This is a genomic window from Pseudosulfitobacter pseudonitzschiae (assembly GCF_002222635.1).
GTDB lineage: Bacteria > Pseudomonadota > Alphaproteobacteria > Rhodobacterales > Rhodobacteraceae > Pseudosulfitobacter > Pseudosulfitobacter pseudonitzschiae_A.
Genome location: NZ_CP022415.1, coordinates 1946396 through 1966290, shown reverse-complemented (window position 1 = coordinate 1966290; position 19895 = coordinate 1946396). Strand labels below are relative to the sequence as shown.

The window sequence follows — 19895 nt, the reverse complement described above, 5'->3', positions numbered from 1 at the left end:
TAGGTAAACGCGCCGCTCGGGCGCTGTTTCATCGGACGTTGCGTATTCCCATCACGCGGGCGCGCGCACGCGGGTCGCTGTCGAACAGCGCCGCCAGTTGCTCGGTCATCGCACCGGCCAATTGGTCCACATCGGTGATCGTGACTGCGCGATCGTAATAGCGGGTCACGTCGTGCCCGATACCGATTGCCAAAAGCTCGACCGCGCGGCGTTTCTCGATCATCGCGATCACGTCGCGCAGGTGCTTTTCCAGATAATTGGCGGGATTGACGCTCAGCGTGCTGTCATCGACCGGCGCACCGTCTGAAATCACCATCAGAATCTTGCGCGATTCCGAGCGGTTGACCATCCGGCGGTGGGCCCATTCCAGCGCCTCGCCGTCGATGTTCTCTTTCAACAGGCCTTCTTTCATCATCAGACCCAGATTGGGCCGCGCGCGGCGCCACGGGGCGTCGGCGGATTTGTAGATGATGTGGCGCAGGTCGTTCAACCGGCCAGGTGTTTGCGGGCGGCCGTCGTTCAGCCATGCCTCGCGGGCCTGACCACCCTTCCATGCGCGGGTGGTAAAGCCCAGAATCTCGACCTTGACGTTGCAGCGTTCCAACGTACGGGCCAGTACGTCGGCACAGATAGCGGCGATGCTGATCGGGCGGCCGCGCATCGACCCCGAGTTGTCCAGCAGCAGTGTCACGACCGTGTCGCGAAATTCGGTGTCTTTCTCGACCTTGAAGCTGAGCGGTGTGGTCGGGTTTGCAACAATCCGCGCAAGACGACCCGCGTCAAGCGTGCCTTCTTCCAGATCAAATTCCCAACTGCGGTTCTGCTGCGCTTGCAAGCGGCGCTGCAACTTGTTGGCCAGACGGCTGACAGCGCCCTTCAACGGCTCAAGCTGCTGGTCCAGATAGGCGCGCAGGCGTTCCAGCTCGACCGGTTCGGCCAGTTCGTCGGCGGTGATTTCCTCGTCGTGGGTGGACAGATAGACCTTATAGTCGGGGTCGGCGTCGCTGTGAGGCTGCGGGGCGGGCGGCTCAAGCGGCGCTTCGCCCTCGGGCATTTCGGCCTCTTCGCCCATCTCCTGATCGGCCATCTCGTCCATCGAGACCTGTGCCTGCGACGCGTCCTGCTGCTCTTCTTGCGACTGCTCGGGTGATCCTTCGGCTTCTTCGCCGTCGTCTTCGTCGTTGCCGGTGCTGTCGGGATCTTGTTCCTCTTCAGCGCCTTCTTCGGCCTGGTCTTCCTGATCCTCGTCGATCTGATCAGGGTCGTCGCCGATCTGGTCGCCATAGCCCAAATCCTTGATGATCTGGCGCGCAAAGCGGGCAAAATTGGCTTGGTCGTCCAGCGTCTTGTCAAGGTTGTCCAGCGTCACGCCCGCCTGATCCTCGATAAAGCCGCGCCACATTTCCATCGCGTTCTGCGCGCCCGCAGGCAGTTGGCGCCCTGTCGCCAGATGGCGGATCAGATAGCCAGCGGCGGTGGCCAGTGGTACATCAGAGGCTTGTTTGACCTGATCGTATCCCTTGCGCATCGCCTCGTTGGCGATTTTGGCGTCGATGTTGCCGGCGGTGCCCGGCATATCGCGCGCGCCCATTGCTTCGCAGCGGGCGGTTTCCATCGCCTCGTAAAGCTCGCGGGCCACTTCGCCAGAGGGCAGGTATTTCGAATGGGTCTGCCCGTTGTGATAGCGCCGGTGCAGTGCCAGCGCGTCGGCGGTGCCGCGCGCCAAAAGCACCTCTTGGCGAGTCATGCGGCGGGTGACTTGCGGCAGACGCATCGCATCGCCCGACAGCCCCGAAGGGTCGGCAGAATAGCTGACGTTCAGTTCGGGGTCATTGGCCATGACCTTGGTCGCTTCACCAAGCGCCTTTTTGAATGCGTCTGCGGGGTTGTCTGATGGTTTGCTCATGACAGCTTTCGGGTTTCGGGGTGGTCCTTGGCGAAACTCTTGCAGGTTTCTCCGAGGGCTTCAAACACATCCGCGCTTTGGCGGTCGCGGCCAAAGATCATCGCCTCGACCAACGTTTCCATCTGCGGGCGTTGGCCCGCAATAAAGTGGTCGATCTTGGTGCGCGGAGCTGTGCCAAGGCGCAAGGCAACAGCGCGAAAGGCAGCGGTGCGGGTGGCGTCAGTCGGGTCAACATCCAGATAGAGCGACCGTGCCGCATAATCGGAATAGCCCAGCCACAGAGCCGCGCATTGGGCGGCGGGGTAGATCGACAGGTCGCGGGCGGCCTGTGCGGCGCCGACGCCGAGCGCGCCAAGGGCGGCTGCGGTTGTCAGCGCCTTCAGGCTCACCCCAAGCTCACGCTGGCCGCGGATTCCGGCAGTTCCTCGTCAAACAGGCGCTGATAGAATTCGGCCACGGTCTGGCGCTCCAGCTCGTCGCATTTGTTCAGGAACGACAGACGGAAGGCATAGCCCACATTGCGGAAGATCTGGGCGTTCTGTGCCCATGCGATCACGGTACGGGGCGACATCACAGTGGACAGATCGCCGTTCATGAAGGCCGTGCGCGTCAGATCAGCGACAGTAACCATCTGTTTGACGGTCTTGCGGCCTTCAGCGTTGTTGTATTGCGGGTTCTTCGACAGAACGATCGCGGTTTCGGCGTCGATCGACAAATAGTTCAGCGTGGCCACCAGCGACCAACGGTCCATCTGGCCTTGGTTGATCTGTTGCGTGCCGTGGTACAGGCCCGTGGTGTCGCCCAGACCAACGGTGTTGGCGGTTGCGAAAATACGGAAATAGGGGTGCGGGTGGATTACCTTGTTCTGGTCCAGCAGCGTCAGCTTGCCGTCCACTTCCAGCACACGCTGGATCACGAACATCACATCGGCGCGGCCCGCGTCGTATTCGTCGAACACGATGGCGGTCGGGTTGCGCAGCGCCCAAGGCAGAATGCCCTCCTGGAAATCGGTGACCTGCTTGCCGTCTTTCAGCTTGATCGCATCCTTGCCGATCAGGTCGATCCGGCTGATGTGGCTGTCAAGGTTGACGCGCACGGCGGGCCAGTTCAGGCGGGCGGCGACCTGTTCGATGTGGGTCGATTTGCCTGTACCGTGATAACCTTGGATCATCACACGGCGGTTGTGTGTAAACCCTGCCAGAATGGCCAGCGTGGTGTCGGGGTCAAACTTGTAAGTGCTGTCGATGTCGGGCACCCGCTCCGATCCGTCGGCAAAGCCTTTGACGACCATATCCGTATTGATGCCAAAGACATCGCGCACGGAAATCTCTTCGGTGGGTTTCGCATTAATATCCAGTTCACCGTCGGCCATCATCTGTCCTTGTCTTTGGTATCTCGTGCGCCCTTACGCACCCTGCAGGTGGTGCAACATATCGCGGCGAGTGGCAAGGGGGCAGGGGCGCAAGCATCGTGAAAGAGCGGGACGTGGCGTCGCTTAGCGCGCGGCTGAGGCATTTCAAACCGATGGACATGAAATCATCGTGAACGAAAAATTGCATCTAATTTGAAACTACGAGGCGTCGGGGCTCGTACCTCTTTTCACATATGGCAGCACGCCTATGACTGAAATCAATCTGGGAGATCACTATGTTTTCTACTAAAGCACTTGCAACATCCGCACTCGTCCTGAGCCTGTCGGGCTTTGGTTTTGCCGCTTCGGCAATGGACAATCCGATGGTCGGCGGTGCTGCCATGTACGCAGACAAGAACATCGTTGAAAACGCGGTAAACTCGGCAGATCACACAACGCTGGTTGCCGCTGTGCAGGCGGCCGGTCTGGTTGAAACACTGTCGGGCGAAGGTCCGTTCACAGTATTCGCTCCGACCAACGACGCATTCGCCGCACTGCCCGAGGGCACGGTTGAAACACTGTTGCAGCCCGAGAACAAAGACATGCTGACAACAATCCTGACCTGTCACGTCGTAGCAGCCGATGCGATGTCTGACGCAATCGCAGGTATGATCGCGGATGACGGCGGTGTGCATCCTGTTTCCACAGTCGGCGGCTGCACACTGCAGGCCAAGATGGACGGTGACAACATCGTTCTGGAAGACGAGCGCGGCGGCACGGCCACAGTTACAATCGCAGATGTGAAACAGTCGAACGGTGTGATCCATGTGATCGACGCGGTTCTGCTGCCCGCGGAATAAGACCCGCTCGCGGATGCTGATGTAATGTCGGCTGAACGCAAAACGCCCCGCTTGTTGCGGGGCGTTTTTGGGTTCGGGGCTTTGGTTGGCCCCCGGATCAGATCCGTTAGTCCTTGAAGTTCTTGCTGGCCTTGATCTGCTCCCAAGCCCACATGACCTCTTGCAACTGCTCTTCCTGAGAGCGATCACCGCCGTTCATGTCGGGGTGCAACACCTTGATAAGCGCCTTGTAGGCCTTGCGCACTTCGGCCTTGGTCCAGCTGTCCTTGGCTTCCAGAATGTCCATTGCACGGCGTTCGGTGGGGGGCAGTTTCTTGCCCGCACCGGCGCTTTTGCCTGGATTCTGGGTCGCGTTGGCCCCCAGCACCTGATGCGGGTCTTCGATGCCCAGACGCGCCCAAGCCCGCGCCTCGGGGTCGCCCAACGGCTTGGTTGCACGTTCCCAGACCTTGTCCTTGGACATTTGCGCGTTCAGTTCGGCCTCGGTGGTGCCGTCGAAAAAGTTCCATTTCAGGTTATATTCGCGCACGTGTTGCTGGCAGAACCAGAAATAGTCGTCCAGCACATCCGGCGCCTTGGGCGCGCGATATTTGCCGGGCTCGTCGCATCCGTCGTGATCGCAAATACGAGTCGAGGTTTCGGACGCCCCCGACATCCCGCGACGTCCGCGCGGGTTCTTTTTCTTTGCGGAGGAGACGGACATATCGAAACCGAAGGGATCAGACTTGGACATTGGGACAACCTTATCGACTCTGGGCCGTTACTTTAGGATATTGGGGCGGAGATAGAAGGGGGCACAGTTAAAAAGTGAGCGAAAAAATGCGAGTGGCAGACGAGATAGCAGTAAAATTGAACGATGCCTTTACACCGCGCGAATTGGAGGTCGTGGACGATAGTGCATCTCATGCGGGCCATGCAAGTGCCCCGGATGCGGGGCAAAGCCATTTCAACGTACGCATCCGTGCGGATGAGTTTGCGGGTCAGAGCCGAATTGCCCGTCACCGTGCGGTTCATGCGGCCATCGGGGCCGAGTTGATGGGACGTATTCACGCGCTGGCCATCGACGCCGACGCGTAAGGGGCGGTTAATTGTCGCCTCTGGTGACACCTTTGAGGCGGTTGCGGTTGCTGGCAAGGTTTTGCAGCGAATTGGTCATGCCCGAAACTTCGGACGTGTCTTCGACGCCGTTGTCGGACAGCATCTGTGTGGCACCCTGACGCGGGGTTTTCTGTTCGTCCTTGTCGACTTTTGCGTCGTCATCGCCGTCCGGGGTGTCTTTGGTGACGTCCTGTTCGGGCGTGTCTTCGACCACCTGTTTCACAGGCGGCAGCAGTATCTCGGGCGGGTCCGGCACTGCGACCTTTTCCGTTCGCGCCTCGGGCAATGCGCGACGGAAAACCAGCAGGTGACGCCACTCGGTGATTGATCCTGTCAGCCCCGCACGCTCGGTCGAGGGCAGGGTGTCGGCGCGCTGGTATTCCCAGCCATCCCCCGCCAACTGGTTCATCAGCGTCTCCAGCGCGTTGGCATAGCGCGCCTCGGGGCTTTTGATGCCTTGACCCTTCAGGCCTTTGGCGGGTGCCGGAACAATTTTGTATTCGTACTGTGTCATGACCCTGTGCAACCGCCCCTGATGATGTCATTGCGGAGGGGTGTATACCAACTGGGGCCGGGATGTGAAAGGGCGCATCAGCCTTTGCGCGGAGGAATACCGATCTTGCGGCCTGCACGCGCAGGCCACCGCAGCGCACTTTGGGCGCTGTGCATCTTGCGCAGGTTTTCGATGATGGACTCGGGCATGGGGGCCACACGCGGGCCGGACTGGTCAACGTGCAGCGTCAGCCCCTCGCCCGTGGCGGCCAGCCAGCCGTCTTCGTGCCAGATTTCTTGATAAAGATGAAAGCGTTTCTCATCAAAATCAAGCAGATGCACAGTGGAATAGACCTGATCACCCGCGTGCAACTCACGCACGTAGCAGATGTGCAATTCGGCCACATAGGTCGTGCAGCCGGTGGATTTCAGATAATCCGGCCCAAAGCCGAATTGGGGGTATAGATCATCGACCGACGTGTCCATCAGCACCGAATAATAGGCCATATTCAAATGACCGTTATAGTCGATCCAGTCGGCGCGCACAGACATCAGCGCGCTGCGGAACAACAAGTCGGAATGGGATTTTGTGTCAGTCATGGTCTACCTTTGTGTCACTTGAGTTGACCCAAGGTGAGCGGCCTGTGCTGCGAGGTAAAGCGCGACGTCGCGGCGCACCCGCGCGTGGCGGGTGCGGGATTTGGATATTTAAAGCCAAAAGAAGGGGGGTTACCCCTTGAGCTTTTGCGCGACCAATTGGTTGACGGTCTTTGGGTTGGCCTTGCCGCCGGTGGCTTTCATCACCTGACCCACGAACCAGCCTGCCAGCTTGGGGTTTTCTTGCGCCTTGGCGACTTGATCGGGGTTGGCGGCGATGATCTCGTCGACGGCGGCCTCGATGGCACCGGTGTCGGTGACTTGGGTCATGCCTTCGGTTTCGACAATTTCGGCCGGGTCGCGGCCCGTGGTATAGGCGATTTCAAAGACGTCCTTGGCGATCTTACCGCTGATCGCATCCGAGGCGATCAGATCGATGATGCCGCCCAGTTGCGCGGGCGTCACGGGGCTTTCGTCGATGTCCTTGTCGTCTTTTTTCAGCCGGCCGAACAGCTCGTTGATGACCCAATTTGCAGCCATCTTTCCGTCGCGCCCAGCGGCAACGGATTCGAAATAACCGGCGCTGTCCAGATCGGCGGTCAGCACGCTGGCGTCATAGTCGGTCAGGCCGAAATCACCCATAAAGCGTGCCTTTTTGGCATCGGGAAGCTCGGGCAGGTCAGCCTTGATCCGGTCGACCCAGTCCTGTTCGATTTCCAGCGGCAAGAGGTCGGGATCGGGGAAATAGCGATAGTCGTGCGCTTCTTCCTTGGACCGTTGTGTGCGTGTCTCGCCCTTGACAGGATCGAAGCCGCGGGTTTCCTGATCGACTTCGCCGCCCGCCTCGACGATGGCAATCTGGCGTCGCGCCTCGACCTCGATAGCCTGCTGGATAAAGCGGGTCGAGTTCATGTTCTTGATCTCGCAGCGCGTGCCGAGATGGCCAAAATCGCCGGTCTCGCGGTAGCGCTCGTAAGCACCCGGACGGCAGATCGAAACGTTGACGTCTGCGCGCAGGTTGCCGTTCTGCATGTCGCCGTCGCAGGTACCCAGGTAACGCATGATCTGGCGCAGCTTCAGGATATAGGCGGCGGCCTCTTCGGGGCTGCGTATGTCGGGACGGCTGACAATCTCCATCAGGCAGACGCCGGCGCGGTTCAGGTCGACAAAGGACATTTCGGGGTCCATGTCGTGAATCGATTTGCCCGCGTCCTGTTCCATGTGGATGCGTTCGACGCGCACCGGGCGCGCTGTGCCGTCGCCCAGTTCGACCAGCACTTCGCCTTCGCCCACGATGGGGTGGTACAACTGGCTGATCTGATAGCCCGCCGGCTGGTCTGGGTAGAAATAGTTTTTGCGGTCAAAAGCTGATTTCAGGTGGATTTCGGCATTCAGGCCCAGACCTGTGCGCACGGCCTGTTCGATGCAATATTCGTTGATCACGGGCAACATGCCGGGCATGGCCGCGTCGACAAAGGCCACGTTCGAATTCGGTTCGGCCCCGAATTGGGTCGACGCACCCGAGAACAGCTTGGCGTTCGAGGCCACCTGAGCGTGGACTTCCATCCCGATTACCAGTTCCCAGTCGTGTTTGGCACCGGCAATCACACGGGGTTTCGGCAGGTCATAGGACAGATCAAGCATAGTCTCACCAAAGGCTGTGGGGCATTGCGGGCTGGTGTAGTCCAGCGCCCGCTGTGCTGCAAGAGGCTGCGACATTGCGCGGACTGTGCGGACCTGGGCCCGCGGTGCTAAGGGGCGTTATGGTTGTAGTTGTTTCACAAGATGTTCCTTCGGGCAGTTTGATCGATGCCTATGCCGGACTGGCCGGGTTTCACACAGATTGCTACAGCGCGGTGGTGGCGGGGCAGGTCAGCCTGACCGATTTTGTCACGGCGTTTTACACCACACCCTTGTTTCGAGCCGAACGCCTGGTGTTGCGGCTGGCGGCGCGGGCGCCGTCCACGGATGCCCAAGCACGGGCGGTGGCCGACGGAACAGCCGAGCGGTTTGCCGTCTGGAAGGTCGAGGCGCGACACAACGACGAGATGATATTGGCGGAACGGTCGGGGCGGACCAAGTCATGGTTCATGGTCGTGGCCCAAGACGTTGATACCCAGCTGCTTTTCGGATCGGTTGTGGTGCCGGTCAGGTCAAAGTCCGGTGCAATGGTACTGGGGCCGGTGTTTGACAGCCTGCTGGGCGCGCATGTGTTATATTCGCGCGCGCTGTTGGCAGCATCGACGCGGCGTTTGCCTCGAACCCGGACCTAGGCGGGCTCAAGTTGTGCGCCGCGGTCGGTAAACACCACGCGCTTGCCCTGAGACAACTCGCGGCGGAACATGTCACACAGGATGCGGTGCGCATCGGCCGCCCCTGCGGCGGCAAAGCGGTCCGGGCAGCGTACCCGCAGATTGTTGTCAAATCCGCGTGCGGCATGGGCCCAGATCATCGGGTGCAACTCGGTCAGGTGCTGGCGGATGATCCATTTGCCGCAATCCGCAATCTGGTTGCGCACAAAGGCGACTTCGTCGGCGGCGTCCAGTGTCATGCCCATCGTATTGGCACAGTAGGCAGCCAGCAGGTTCACCGTGTGCTGGTCGGTGCGGCGGGTCAGAATGTCGTGCAGGCCTTCAATGAAAAACTCCAGATCCAGTTGGCTGCACGCAGCATCATCCAGCGCGATGGCATCCAGCATAACCCATGTATAGGCGCCTGCATCCCAGACAGCTTGGGTGCGACTGGCCATGCGGCGGGCCTGAAGTTCAAGCTCTTGTACCGACCCGTGCCAGCGCGGCAGCAGATGCGTGCCAAAATTGCGAAAAGCGCGGGGGTTCAGCGGATCAAGGTCGATCAGCCGCTCGTAGGCGTCGACCAGACGGCGTGTGTCGGTTGGCAGGCCGTTGCGCAGGGCACAGTGGGCGGACGCCAGAAGCGGGGCGTCGAAGCGTTCCGCCGGATAGCTTTCAAGAATGTTGCGGGCACGGTCGAAATGGGCGTCAAAGGCGTCACGGTTGCGCTGGGGCACTTCGACGACCCAACCGGAGCCGCGCCATGCCCAGCCGATGTCGATGTGCGCCAATGCCACTACAGTTGCGATGGCGTGGTCGTCGGGGAACTCCATCAACACTTCTTCCAGTGCGATGATTCCATCCAGCAAAGGTGCATCTTTGGCAGGGTGCCCTGACAACAAAGCGTGTTCGGCGGCATAAACCACATCCGAGCGCGCGCCAAAGGCGATCAGGTCGGCGACCGGCATCCCGCCCGGTGTTCGGCTGCCTGCGGCTTCGGCGGCGTGGATCGCGTCAGAGACAGCAGCCCAGTTTTCCTGACGAGCCATACGCAGGCCGCTTTTCTGGTGATTATCACAAGCACGGTCTTCGCCGGTGGGATCAGGGCACGGAATGCTGAGTGCCGGAGGCGGGACAGATGTGACAGCAGGTGCGACAGCGCGCTGTGGGCGCACCGCCGAACCCGAAGCGTCGATAACCCCGTCAGACGCCAGATGGGGCGCGGTGGCATGTGCCATGTTTCGGAACATATTGAACAGTTTGAAAACTGGGAGCTTTGCGCGCATCTGATTTACTCGTTAATCTGAACTGACTGATGCCAATTTGCAGGGCGTTTGAGGCGCAATCGTGGCACCCGTGCGGAGCTTTGACGCCGATTGATGGACGCAGGTGCACAACCTCGCCACAGTTCGTGCCTAGGATGCGCCATGTGCCGGTTTTTAGGTAATTTTTTGCAAATTTGGTAATGAAAATTTAACTGTTTCACAGTTGCGTGACGGCCTCTTTGGGTGGTGTCAATTTGCGCGAATCTGGGCGCCTTGCCGAAAATGGCGCTAATGTGGCGATAGAATTCCGTGCTGTTTCCAAAACGGTGATGAACGTAAGGTCCAGACGTTTCTGATTGCTTGATTTGGTATAAATCTGTTGCGCATAGTGCTGCGATGAAACGGGTGCTGATGACTGTCGGGGTGATGTTGTGGGGGCTGTCTGCCAGCGCTCCGGTTTTTGCCGACCTGTCACAGATGCCGCGCCCGCCTGCGCGCGACGGAGATGTGCCGCGCACCCGCTGGTCGCATCAGGCCGATCACATGATCTGGAACCGCGCGGCGTTGTCCGCACTCAAGGCGCATGGCGCGCCGCTGGTCCGGACTGTGCCGCGTGATGTCGAAGAGTGGTGCCCGAATTATCCGCGCGCCAGCGTGCGCGAACGCCGTGCCTTCTGGTTGGGGTTCATGTCGGCGCTGGCCAAACATGAAAGCACCTATAAACCCAAAGCGGTTGGGGGCGGGGGGCGCTGGTACGGGTTGCTGCAAATCCTGCCATCCACCGCGCGCGGTTACAAATGCAATGCGGGCACCGGCCCGGACCTGATGAACGGGGCGGCCAACCTGTCGTGCGCGATCCGAATTCTGGCGGTGACAGTGCCGCGTGACGGTGTGATCTTTGGCCGTGACAAAAGATGGCGCGGGGTCGCTGCCGATTGGGGGCCGTTGCGCCATCCGGACAAGCGCCGCGACATCGCAAACTGGACGCGCAGACAACCCTATTGCGCGCTGCCAAATGCGATACGGCCCAAGATGCGGCCAGCGCGCAAAGATCAGGATTAGCCGATCAGCCGGAAATGATGACGCTCGACCTTGATGCCGCGTGCGTTCAGCGCGTCCTCAAAGGACTGGGCAGGCGGCACCACGTCCAGCGGCAGACGCACAGATGCGCCAGAGTGCCGGATCAACGTGGCCTTGATCGACATATCCAGCCGTGTGTCCAGCCGAACGGTTTGAATTTCCGCCAAGGGAACGCCGCCCGTCCTTTTGCCCGATTGCCAGCCCATATCTGTATCGCTCAGCAGCAGCGAAGACACCCGTGCCGTGACCAGATCAAAAAGCGCGGGCAGGGTGGCCAGCACCCCCAGTCCCGCGACCCAGATCGAGGCATCAAGCAGCACCATCGCAAGGCCCAGCAAGACCCACACCACCACCACTGTTACCGCGGTTGCTGGTCTGCGTCCGTTGCGTGTGTAGATATAGTTGCTCATATCTGGTGACAGGCGCGCTTGATGTCGTCCAGCGCCTCGACCTGGCGTTTGCTCGGGTCCGTGCCCGCAGCGTGAGCGGTGTCTTGCAGCACTGCCATCAGGGTCGGGAGTGATGCGCCGCCGTCCAGTTTATAAAGACGCCGCGCCAGCCGTGTCACCGCCGCCTGCGCGCCGCCGCAGGTCTGCACGAACCAATGGCCCAACACTGCGATTTCTTGGGCCTGTTGCGCATGTTGCGCGATTCCGTGGAGGCGCAACTGTACGTTGAGCGCCGCGCGGGTATCGCGGGTGGGCAGATCGTCAAGCTCCAGAAATGCGGTGGCCAGCGCACCCAGCACCAGTTTGGTATCCTCGATGCTGTCAACGGGATGCACATCGGTACGGCGTTTAAAGCCGAAACGACGGGCGGCGGCGCGGACGTCGCTGGCCATGTCGATGACCTCGGCCACCATATCCGAACCACGTCGCACGCGCAGCAGGGTGAAATATACGATCATCCCGACCACGATCATGCCCAGAACTATCGGCATGTTCAGCGACCGCCCGTTACATCAAGAAACGTACCCGTTACGTAACTGGCGTCGTCGGACATCAGATAGAGTACCGATGCCGCCACTTCGGCGGCGCTGCCCGACCGGCGCATTGGCGTCATCGGCCCCAGTTCGTCCACCCGTTCTGCCGCACCGGCCTTGCCGTGAATGTCGGTCTTGATGATGCCCGGACGCACGGCGTTCACGCGGATGCCGTTTGGGGCAACCTCGTCTGACAGGCCTTTGGTAAAGGTGTCGATGGCCCCTTTGGTGGCGGCATAGTCCACGAATTGCCCGCCCGAACCCAGACGCGCAGCAGCGGACGAAATGTTGACGATGTTGCCGCCGCTGCCCTGCGCCTCCATGCGTTGCACAGCAGCTTTGGCCACCAGCATCGCGCCGATCACATTGACCGCAAAGATGCGGGTCAGGCGGGCGTGGTCCATGTCGGTCAGGCGCGCGATGGTGTCGATGGCACCTGCGTTGTTGACCAGCGCGTCGATCCGTCCGAAATCTGCGTCCAGCGTGGCAAAGATGCGGTCGATGTCCGCAGGCTCTGCCACGTCGGCCTGTACCAGCACCACGCGGGCACCGGCAGCTTCGGCCTTGGCACGAACCGCGGCGGCACCGGTGGCATCGCGACGATAGGTCAGCAACAGGTCGTATCCGCGCCGCGCCGCCAGTTCGGCGCAGGCGGCACCGATGCCCGCCGAGGCACCGGTGATCAGACAGACGGGACGGGGTGTGCTCATGTTAAGCCTCAGGCGTTGCGGATGCGGGTGATCATTTCGGTGGTGTCACGGCTCAGGTCGGGGGTGGACGCGATACGGTCCAGCTCTTTGGCCATCAACGACTGGCGGATCTGGTCATAACGTCGCCATGTCTGAAAGGCCGAACACATCCGCGCAGTGGTCTGCGGGTTAACCGGATCCAGCTTGATCAGCCAATCGGCCAGCAGCGCGTAGCCCGATCCGTCGGCAGCGTGAAAGCCCGCGTGGTGCATGGCAAGCGCGCCCAGAGTGGCGCGGAACCGGTTGGGGTTCTTCCAGTTGAAATCGCGGTGACGGGTCAGCGCCTTGGCGGTGTCGGCGGCATCATCGGGCTTGGCTTCGCTCACTTGCAGGGCGAACCATTTGTCCATGACCAGACGGTCATCCTGCCACTGCGTTTCGAAATCTGCCAGCGCCGCATCGCCACGGCCTGCGCGGATCAGGTTGGCCAAGGCGGCCAGTTGCTGCGTCATGTTGGTGGCTGCGTCGTATTGCGTCTGGGCTGTGTCGCCGTTGTCCAGCAGGGTCAGCAAAGACAGCGCGGCATTGCCAAGGGAGCGCGTGCCCGATTGTTCGGCATCGGGCGCATAGGATGCGGTGACCTGATGGCGGGCATAAAGTCGCGGCAGATCGTCCTTGAGCGTTTGCGCCAGCGCCTCTTTCATGCCGCGCACCGCGTCGAAAATCGCCTGCGGGTCGGGCGTGTCGCCGCGCCGGTGCAGGGCGGCGGCCAGTTCTGGTTGCCCTGGCAGGCCCAGCATCAGCGCACGATAGGCCGGATCAAGACTGTCGTCACGCAATATGCTGGCGATCCCTTGTAGATAGTCATTGTCGGGCGCCGAGCCTTTGGTGATCGTGGCCAGCAAAGACGCCAGCGCCAGCGCGCGCCCCGATTCCCAGCGGTTGAACGGGTCTGTGTCATGGGCCAGCAGGGCCGCGTGGTCGGCGTCAAACTCCAACACCACTGGCGCGGAAAAATTGCGCAGGATCGAAGCTGTCGGCTTGGCACTGTGGCCCGCAAAGGCAAAGCTCTGCGTGGCGTCCGTGACCTCCAGCACCTGAGTCTCCATCACCTCGACGCCGCTTGCATCCAGCAAGCCCACGGCAACCGGAATCACCAGCGGTTGCGGATCGGGCGTGGCGGCGCTGGGTGGGGTGTTTTGGGTAAAGGTCAGCGTATAGGTCGCGTTCTTGTACGTTTCGGTCACGGTCAGATGCGGTGTGCCGGCTTGATTGTACCAGCGTTTGAACTGGCCCAGATCGCGGCCTGTGGCATCTTCGAAGACCTGCAACCAGTCCTCGATGGTGCAGGCCTGCCCATCGTGACGGTCGAAATACATATCCAGCGCGCGCTTGTAGGCATCGGCCCCGACCAACGTGCGCAGCATCCCGATCACCTCGGCGCCCTTTTCATAGACGGTGGCTGTGTAGAAGTTGTTGATCTCCTGAAAGCTTTCGGGCCGCACGGGGTGGGCCAACGGACCCTGATCCTCGGGGAACTGGCGGGCACGCAGGTCGATCACGTCGCCGATGCGTTTGACGGACGCGCTGCGCATGTCGGATGTGAACTGGCTGTCACGGAAGACGGTCAGCCCCTCTTTCAGGCACAGCTGGAACCAGTCGCGGCAAGTGATGCGGTTGCCGGTCCAGTTGTGGAAATACTCGTGTGCGATGATCGCCTCGATCCGTTCAAAATTCATGTCCGTCGAGGTTTCGGGCGAGGCCAGAACCGCAGAGGCGTTGAAGATGTTCAGCCCCTTGTTCTCCATCGCGCCCATGTTGAAATCATCCACCGCAACGATGTTGAACACGTCCAGATCATAGGCGCGTCCGTACACATTTTCATCCCATGCCATACTGTCCTTCAGCGCCTGCATGCCGAATGCGCATTTTCCCTCGTCACCGGGGCGCACATACAGCGCCAGATCGACGGTGCGGCCCTCCATCGTGGTAAAACTGTCGCGGTGCGCGACCAGATCGCCCGCGACCAGCGCGAACAGATAGGCAGGCTTGCGCCACGGGTCGTGCCATTCGGCCCAGCCATCACCCGATGATACAAGGTTGCCATTCGACAACAGCACGGGATGCGGGCCGTTGATGCGCACGGTAAAGGTGCTCATGACATCGGGGCGGTCGGGGTAGTAGGTGATCTTGCGAAAGCCTTCGGCCTCGCATTGGGTGCAGTACATGCCACCCGACTGGTACAGGCCTTCAAGGGCTGTGTTGGCGGCGGGGTCGATCTGCACATGGCTTTCCCATGTGAACGGGATCGACGGCACGTCGCAGGTCAACCCCTCGGGCGTGACTTTGGGCTTAACCGTCTCTCCGTCGATTTTTGCCCCCAGCAGCGTCAGGTTTTCACCGTGCAGAAAAAAAGTACGGTCGGTGGCGTCGGGATTGGGCGAGAACCGGATACGGGCGCGCACATGGGTGGCCGAAGGGGCCAGATCGAACGTCAGATGCACCTCGTCTACGTCAAAACCAAAGGGCGTGTAGTCGGCAAGGTAGATCGTTTGGGGGGCGGCATCGCGCATGGGCTGTCCTGTCGTCGGTCTGATGTGGAACAAAGCGGTAGGCGCAGACGTTAATTGGATGACGCTAGGGCGGCAACCCGCCCATTTTGCCAAGCGAAAGGAATTGATATGTCTGCATCCGACACAAAGATTGAAAAGCAAACCAAACATCACAAGCCCTCATTGTTGGGCATCGCAGCTGCGGTCGCACTGGCTGTTGTTGCATGTGTCGCAATCTTGATGTGGGGCTTTGGGGATGATGTGGATGACGCGGCAAGCGTAGAACCTGCGGCAGTCACCCAGCCGGCAACAGACTGATACCACCGCCAGCCGCGCCATCGGACTTCACGAAATACCGGTTTCGCCCGACAGGCGAAGCCGGTTTTTTTGTCTGAACCTGTCGGGCACTTCAATAACTCCGCGAACTGGTAAAGTAATATTACCAATCCTGCGCAAGGGAGGTTTACGGCTGCGGGAATAAGCCGTAACTTTGCCGCAATACAGCAATATACAGGAGTGTGTCATGACCAATTACGTGGATCGCAGCGGTTTGAGCGTTGCCCCCGAACTGGCAGCCTTTGTCGAAGATCGCGCGCTTGTGGGGACTGGCGTGGATGCCAGCACCTTTTGGGCAGGCTTTGCAGGTATCGTGGCCGATCTTGGCCCGAAAACCCGCGACATGTTAGCCAAACGCGCGGCGATTCAGGCAAAGATTGACGCTTGGCATGTGGAACGCCGTGGCCAGCCGCATGATGCCGAAAGCTATGCCGCGTTTCTGCGCGAGATTGGCTATCTGGTGCCAGAAGGTGCGCCGTTCCAGATCGACACCGCTGGCGTGGACCCCGAAATTGCACAAATCCCCGGCCCGCAACTGGTGGTGCCAATCACCAACGCCCGTTTTGCGCTGAACGCCGCGAATGCGCGGTGGGGCAGTCTTTATGATGCGCTTTATGGCACGGATGCGCTGGGCGATCTGCCTGCGGGCAAAGGTTATGATCCCAAGCGCGGCGCACGGGTGATCGACTGGGCCAAGGGGTTTCTGGACAAGGCCGTGCCATTGGCGGGCGGCGCATGGGCGTCGGTTTCCGGTCTTGGCGTCGTAGACGGCAGCCTTGCCCTGACAACCGCAGACGGCAGCGCCACGTTGACCACACCTGACAGCTTTGTGGGCTACGGCGGCAATGCGGATGCGCCCGACTTTGTGCTGCTGCGCAACAACGGCCTGCACGTCCAGATCATGCTGGACCGCAGCACCGACATCGGCGGTAGCGACCCCGCAGGCATATCGGACGTGCGACTGGAATCAGCCATGTCCACAATCATGGACTGCGAAGACAGCGTGGCGGCCGTGGATGCGCAGGACAAAGTGGTCGCCTATGGCAATTGGCTGGGCCTGATGACCGGCGACTTGCAAGAGACCTTTGAAAAAGGTGGCCAGCAGATGACCCGCAAGATGGCGGACGACATTGCCTTTACCGCTGCCAATGGCCGTGCAGGCACGCTCAAGGGGCGATCTTTGATGTTGATCCGCAACGTGGGCCACCTGATGACCAACCCCGCCATTCTCGATGCCGAAGGCCGCGAGATCAGCGAAGGGTTGATGGATGCGATGGTGACCACGCTGATCGCCATGCACGATCTGAAAAAGTCCTACGGGCTGCGCAATTCGGTCGCCGGCTCGGTTTATGTGGTCAAACCCAAGATGCACGGGCCCGAAGAGGTTGCCCTTGCCGACGAGATATTCACCCGCGTCGAAAAGGTGCTGGGTCTGTCTGCCAATACGGTCAAGCTGGGCATCATGGACGAGGAACGCCGCACATCCGCCAACCTTGCAGAATGTATCCGTGCCGCGAAATCGCGGGTGGCGTTTATCAACACCGGCTTCCTCGACCGGACAGGCGATGAAATCCATACCTCGATGGAGGCAGGGCCAATGGTGCCCAAGGGCGAGATGAAATCCGCCGCGTGGATTGCATCCTATGAGGATCGCAACGTCGATATCGGTCTGGCCTGCGGATTGCAGGGCCGCGCGCAGATCGGCAAGGGGATGTGGGCGATGCCGGACCTGATGGCTGACATGCTAAAAGCCAAGATCGGCCACCCGAAATCAGGTGCCAACTGCGCCTGGGTGCCGTCGCCCACCGCTGCCACGCTGCACGCGACCCATTACCACGAGGTCGATGTGCTGGCGCGACAGGACGAGATCAAGGCGGGCGGCGCACGCGGCACGCTGGAAGATTTGCTGACCATTCCGGTGATGGACGGACGCAACCTGAGCGACGAAGAAATCACCCGCGAGATCGAGAACAACGCCCAAGGCATCCTTGGCTATGTGGTGCGCTGGGTCGATCAGGGCGTGGGTTGTTCCAAGGTGCCCGACATCAATGATGTGGGCCTGATGGAAGACCGCGCGACCTGCCGCATCTCGGCGCAGGCGCTGGCCAACTGGCTGCACCACGGTGTGATCAGCGACGATCAGGTGATGGCGGGCCTGCGCAAAATGGCGGCTGTGGTTGACCAGCAGAATGCCGGTGATGCGTCCTATACGCCGATGGCACCGGGGTTTGACGGCGTGGCCTTTGCTGCGGCCTGTGATCTGGTGCTGAAAGGGCGCCTGCAGCCTTCGGGCTATACCGAACCTGTGTTGCACGCGCGGCGGCTTGAGTTGAAGGCGCAGGCCTGAGGGCGCGTGCGGCAGGGGAACTGTCCGCCGTGCCCGTGCCGCAAGGATTTTTGAACCACATTATAAGGAGGGACCGATGTCGGTGACCCTGAGCCAAGCAAGAAAGATCATTCGTCACGCCCTGACCAAAGGCCGCGAGATGGAACTGAAACCACTTTCTGTGGTGGTGGTAGATGCGGGCGGTCATGTGGTGGCGTTCGAGCGCAGCGATGGCGCGCCTCCGGGCAGGTTCGCCATTGCCCACGGCAAGGCATATGGCACCGTGATGCTGGGCATGGGCGGCACCAAACAGATGCAGCGGGCCGAGGATCAGGCCTATTTCATGGCGGCCGTGAACGGCGTTTTTGGCGGTCAGGTCGTGCCAGTGCCGGGGGGTGTGCTGCTGCGCAACAAGACGGGCAAGGTTGTGGGCGCGGTCGGCGTAACCGGCGACACCTCGGACAATGACGCGGCTGTGGCGATGGCGGGCATCGAAGCTGCTGCTTTGGTGGGCGAAATCTAGGCTTTGGTTGCAGGACGGCGCGTCAGGCTGGGCAATCGCTTTGGCCTGCGGTATATGGTCTGGAACAGGTGACGCAAGCGAGAGAGGCCCTTTATGGCACGTCCGGTTGTCGGAATTATCAGCAACGCCCATGTGATCGGTGACGATTACAAGGTACACGCCGGTGGCATGATGAATACCTCTGCCATTGCGGAAGTGTCGGGCGCAATTCCTCTATTGGTGGCCGCTGATCCTGCGTTGAACACCGCCGAAGAACTGCTGGAAGTTTGCGACGGCTTTTTGTTCACCGGCGGGCGGCCCAACGTCCACCCCGAGGAATACGGCGAAGAAGCCACTGCAGCGCACGGCGATTTTGACCGCGCGCGTGATGCGGTGACGCTGCCGTTGATTCGCGCCTGCGTCGAGCGCGGACAGCCGTTTTTCGGCGTCTGTCGCGGGTTTCAGGAAGTGAACGTGGCAATGGGCGGCAGTCTTTACCCTGAAATTCGCGATCTACCCGGACGCACCAATCACCGGATGCCCCCCGATGGCACGCTGGAAGAAAAATTTGCCCTGCGCCACGAGGTCAGCTTTACCCAAGGGGGGCCATTCCACCGCCTGCTGGGCAAACAGGCGGTTATGACCAACACGCTGCACGGTCAGGGCGTCAAAATGGCAGGCAACCGTGTGGTGATCGACGGTTATGCCCCCGATGGCACGCCCGAGGCGATGTATATCGATGGTGCGCCCGGCTTTACCATGTCGGTGCAGTGGCATCCCGAATACAACGCCCGAATGGACCCCGTGTCGAAGGTGCTGTTCGGAGCCTTTGGGGACGCGCTGCGTGACTGGGCAGCGGGCAAGACACGCCCGGCGTTAAAGACCGCCTGAGCTTTCGAATTGTCAGGCCGCTGTTGCCTGCAGCGGCAAGGTCCATGTGCCGGCACCCAAGGCGCGGTGCAACGAGGTGTGTGGCCACTTGCACGCATCGCTGACAAGGCCCGCCTGCACCGGTGCGACATAGATCAGGTGGCGATGGGCTGCAACGTCATCTGCGTCTGTCAGGCGGTGCGCCCAGAACCGGCGCTGCCATACCCCTTTGTTCTCGCTGCGCAAGCTGGCAGGACGGCAGTGCGCCGGTGCAGGCAACCCGCGCGAGAATTGCGATTTCAGGACGCGCCATCGGGTCGATACATCGGCATCGCCCGCAGGCAAGGTCCAGATGGTGTGGATGGCATTTGGCATAACCACGATGTCGTCAATCCGGAACGGATGCGCCGCAAGCGCCGCGCGCGTTGCGTGGCGCAACCGGTTCACTTCGCGCACCAACAGGTCCGAACGCCTGTCTTGCAGGCGGACAGTAAAGAAAAAGACGCTTTCGGGTGTCATCTGGCTGGGTGCTTCAATCATGCCACCAGCCTATAGGCCACAGTGTTAATGATGCGTGAACCCCCAGTATATTTGCACTCTGGCCTGTCAGCGGCGGCCACACAGAGCGATCGGATAAACTGCCGTAAGGGAAGTGCGTATGAAAGATGCGCGATGCATGATTTTTCTTTGCACTTATT

20 protein-coding genes are annotated in these 19895 nt (G+C 60.7%); 7 read left to right on the top strand and 13 right to left on the bottom strand.

Annotated features, from left to right (window positions below; genetic code table 11):
* Positions 1–28: 28 nt before the first annotated feature.
* The 3 genes from cobT to cobS are packed head-to-tail and all read right to left on the bottom strand — an operon-like array spanning position 29 to position 3278.
* Positions 29–1906 (bottom strand): cobaltochelatase subunit CobT, encoded by a 1878-nt coding sequence (gene cobT / locus SULPSESMR1_RS09520; RefSeq protein ID WP_089420597.1) that lies wholly within the window; start codon positions 1904–1906, stop codon positions 29–31.
* A complete protein-coding gene (locus SULPSESMR1_RS09515; protein ID WP_089420596.1) occupies positions 1903–2295 on the bottom strand; it encodes a hypothetical protein in 393 nt (130 codons plus the stop codon). The genes cobT and SULPSESMR1_RS09515 overlap by 4 nt, the downstream gene beginning before the upstream one ends.
* The gene (cobS, locus tag SULPSESMR1_RS09510; RefSeq protein ID WP_089422261.1) at positions 2292–3278 is read right to left on the bottom strand and encodes a cobaltochelatase subunit CobS; all 987 of its coding nucleotides are present in this window, start codon (positions 3276–3278) and stop codon (positions 2292–2294) included. The genes SULPSESMR1_RS09515 and cobS overlap by 4 nt, the downstream gene beginning before the upstream one ends.
* A 275-nt stretch (positions 3279–3553) precedes the next feature.
* On the opposite strand from cobS, the gene SULPSESMR1_RS09505 reads away from it, so the two are divergent.
* Complete coding sequence (locus SULPSESMR1_RS09505; RefSeq protein WP_089420595.1) at positions 3554–4117, top strand: fasciclin domain-containing protein; 564 nt, start codon at positions 3554–3556, stop codon at positions 4115–4117.
* A gap of 106 nt (positions 4118–4223) precedes the next feature.
* Here the strand turns inward: SULPSESMR1_RS09505 and SULPSESMR1_RS09500 are convergent, their stop codons facing one another.
* Positions 4224–4850 carry a DnaJ domain-containing protein gene (locus tag SULPSESMR1_RS09500; protein ID WP_089420594.1) on the bottom strand — a complete coding sequence of 209 codons (627 nt, stop codon included), beginning with the start codon at positions 4848–4850 and terminating at the stop codon, positions 4224–4226.
* 86 nt (positions 4851–4936) lie between these two features.
* Between SULPSESMR1_RS09500 and SULPSESMR1_RS09495 the strand changes: the two genes are divergently transcribed.
* Positions 4937–5194, top strand: coding sequence for a BolA family protein (locus SULPSESMR1_RS09495; RefSeq protein ID WP_089420593.1), 258 nt, complete (start codon positions 4937–4939; stop codon positions 5192–5194).
* 7 nt (positions 5195–5201) lie between these two features.
* On the opposite strand, the gene SULPSESMR1_RS09490 is transcribed toward SULPSESMR1_RS09495, so the two are convergent.
* The 3 genes from SULPSESMR1_RS09490 to gatB all read right to left on the bottom strand — a co-directional run bounded on the left by SULPSESMR1_RS09490 (position 5202) and on the right by gatB (position 7948).
* Complete coding sequence (locus tag SULPSESMR1_RS09490) at positions 5202–5729, bottom strand: DUF4177 domain-containing protein (RefSeq protein ID WP_089420592.1); 528 nt, start codon at positions 5727–5729, stop codon at positions 5202–5204.
* 77 nt (positions 5730–5806) lie between these two features.
* On the bottom strand, positions 5807–6307 hold the full coding sequence (locus tag SULPSESMR1_RS09485; protein WP_089420591.1) for a thioesterase family protein: 501 nt from the start codon (positions 6305–6307) through the stop codon (positions 5807–5809).
* A 129-nt stretch (positions 6308–6436) separates the two neighbouring features.
* A complete protein-coding gene (gene gatB, locus SULPSESMR1_RS09480) occupies positions 6437–7948 on the bottom strand; it encodes an Asp-tRNA(Asn)/Glu-tRNA(Gln) amidotransferase subunit GatB (protein WP_089420590.1) in 1512 nt (503 codons plus the stop codon).
* 119 nt (positions 7949–8067) lie between these two features.
* Here gatB and SULPSESMR1_RS09475 point away from each other — a divergent pair, with 119 nt between their 5' ends.
* Positions 8068–8577 carry a hypothetical protein gene (locus SULPSESMR1_RS09475; RefSeq protein ID WP_089420589.1) on the top strand — a complete coding sequence of 170 codons (510 nt, stop codon included), beginning with the start codon at positions 8068–8070 and terminating at the stop codon, positions 8575–8577.
* On the opposite strand, the gene SULPSESMR1_RS09470 is transcribed toward SULPSESMR1_RS09475, so the two are convergent.
* Positions 8574–9881 carry a hypothetical protein gene (locus tag SULPSESMR1_RS09470; protein WP_240311321.1) on the bottom strand — a complete coding sequence of 436 codons (1308 nt, stop codon included), beginning with the start codon at positions 9879–9881 and terminating at the stop codon, positions 8574–8576. The two genes, SULPSESMR1_RS09475 and SULPSESMR1_RS09470, sit on opposite strands and share 4 nt — an antisense overlap.
* A 375-nt stretch (positions 9882–10256) precedes the next feature.
* Here SULPSESMR1_RS09470 and SULPSESMR1_RS09465 point away from each other — a divergent pair, with 375 nt between their 5' ends.
* Positions 10257–10922: a transglycosylase SLT domain-containing protein gene (locus SULPSESMR1_RS09465; RefSeq protein WP_089420588.1), complete on the top strand. Its 666-nt coding sequence runs from the start codon at positions 10257–10259 to the stop codon at positions 10920–10922.
* Here the strand turns inward: SULPSESMR1_RS09465 and SULPSESMR1_RS09460 are convergent.
* From SULPSESMR1_RS09460 to pepN, 4 genes are read right to left on the bottom strand one after another with little or no spacing between them, the layout of a single operon-like run.
* The gene (locus SULPSESMR1_RS09460; protein ID WP_089420587.1) at positions 10919–11350 is read right to left on the bottom strand and encodes a hypothetical protein; all 432 of its coding nucleotides are present in this window, start codon (positions 11348–11350) and stop codon (positions 10919–10921) included. The two genes, SULPSESMR1_RS09465 and SULPSESMR1_RS09460, sit on opposite strands and share 4 nt — an antisense overlap.
* Positions 11347–11880 (bottom strand): hypothetical protein, encoded by a 534-nt coding sequence (locus tag SULPSESMR1_RS09455; RefSeq protein WP_089420586.1) that lies wholly within the window; start codon positions 11878–11880, stop codon positions 11347–11349. The genes SULPSESMR1_RS09460 and SULPSESMR1_RS09455 overlap by 4 nt, the downstream gene beginning before the upstream one ends.
* A 2-nt stretch (positions 11881–11882) precedes the next feature.
* Entirely contained in the window at positions 11883–12632 is a 750-nt protein-coding gene (locus SULPSESMR1_RS09450; protein ID WP_089420585.1) for an SDR family oxidoreductase, read from the bottom strand.
* A gap of 8 nt (positions 12633–12640) precedes the next feature.
* Positions 12641–15184: an aminopeptidase N gene (gene pepN, locus SULPSESMR1_RS09445; protein WP_089420584.1), complete on the bottom strand. Its 2544-nt coding sequence runs from the start codon at positions 15182–15184 to the stop codon at positions 12641–12643.
* A gap of 502 nt (positions 15185–15686) precedes the next feature.
* Between pepN and SULPSESMR1_RS09435 the strand changes: the two genes are divergently transcribed.
* The 3 genes from SULPSESMR1_RS09435 (at position 15687) to SULPSESMR1_RS09425 (ending at position 19218) form a co-directional block, all read left to right on the top strand.
* The gene (locus SULPSESMR1_RS09435; protein WP_089420582.1) at positions 15687–17846 is read left to right on the top strand and encodes a malate synthase G; all 2160 of its coding nucleotides are present in this window, start codon (positions 15687–15689) and stop codon (positions 17844–17846) included.
* Positions 17847–17922: 76 nt separating this feature from the next.
* Positions 17923–18348, top strand: a complete 426-nt coding sequence (locus SULPSESMR1_RS09430; RefSeq protein ID WP_089420581.1) for a GlcG/HbpS family heme-binding protein — start codon at positions 17923–17925, stop codon at positions 18346–18348.
* A 93-nt stretch (positions 18349–18441) separates the two neighbouring features.
* Positions 18442–19218, top strand: a complete 777-nt coding sequence (locus tag SULPSESMR1_RS09425; RefSeq protein ID WP_089420580.1) for a gamma-glutamyl-gamma-aminobutyrate hydrolase family protein — start codon at positions 18442–18444, stop codon at positions 19216–19218.
* A gap of 12 nt (positions 19219–19230) precedes the next feature.
* Here the strand turns inward: SULPSESMR1_RS09425 and SULPSESMR1_RS09420 are convergent, their stop codons facing one another.
* Entirely contained in the window at positions 19231–19737 is a 507-nt protein-coding gene (locus SULPSESMR1_RS09420; RefSeq protein ID WP_089420579.1) for an REP-associated tyrosine transposase, read from the bottom strand.
* Positions 19738–19895 lie beyond the last annotated feature (158 nt).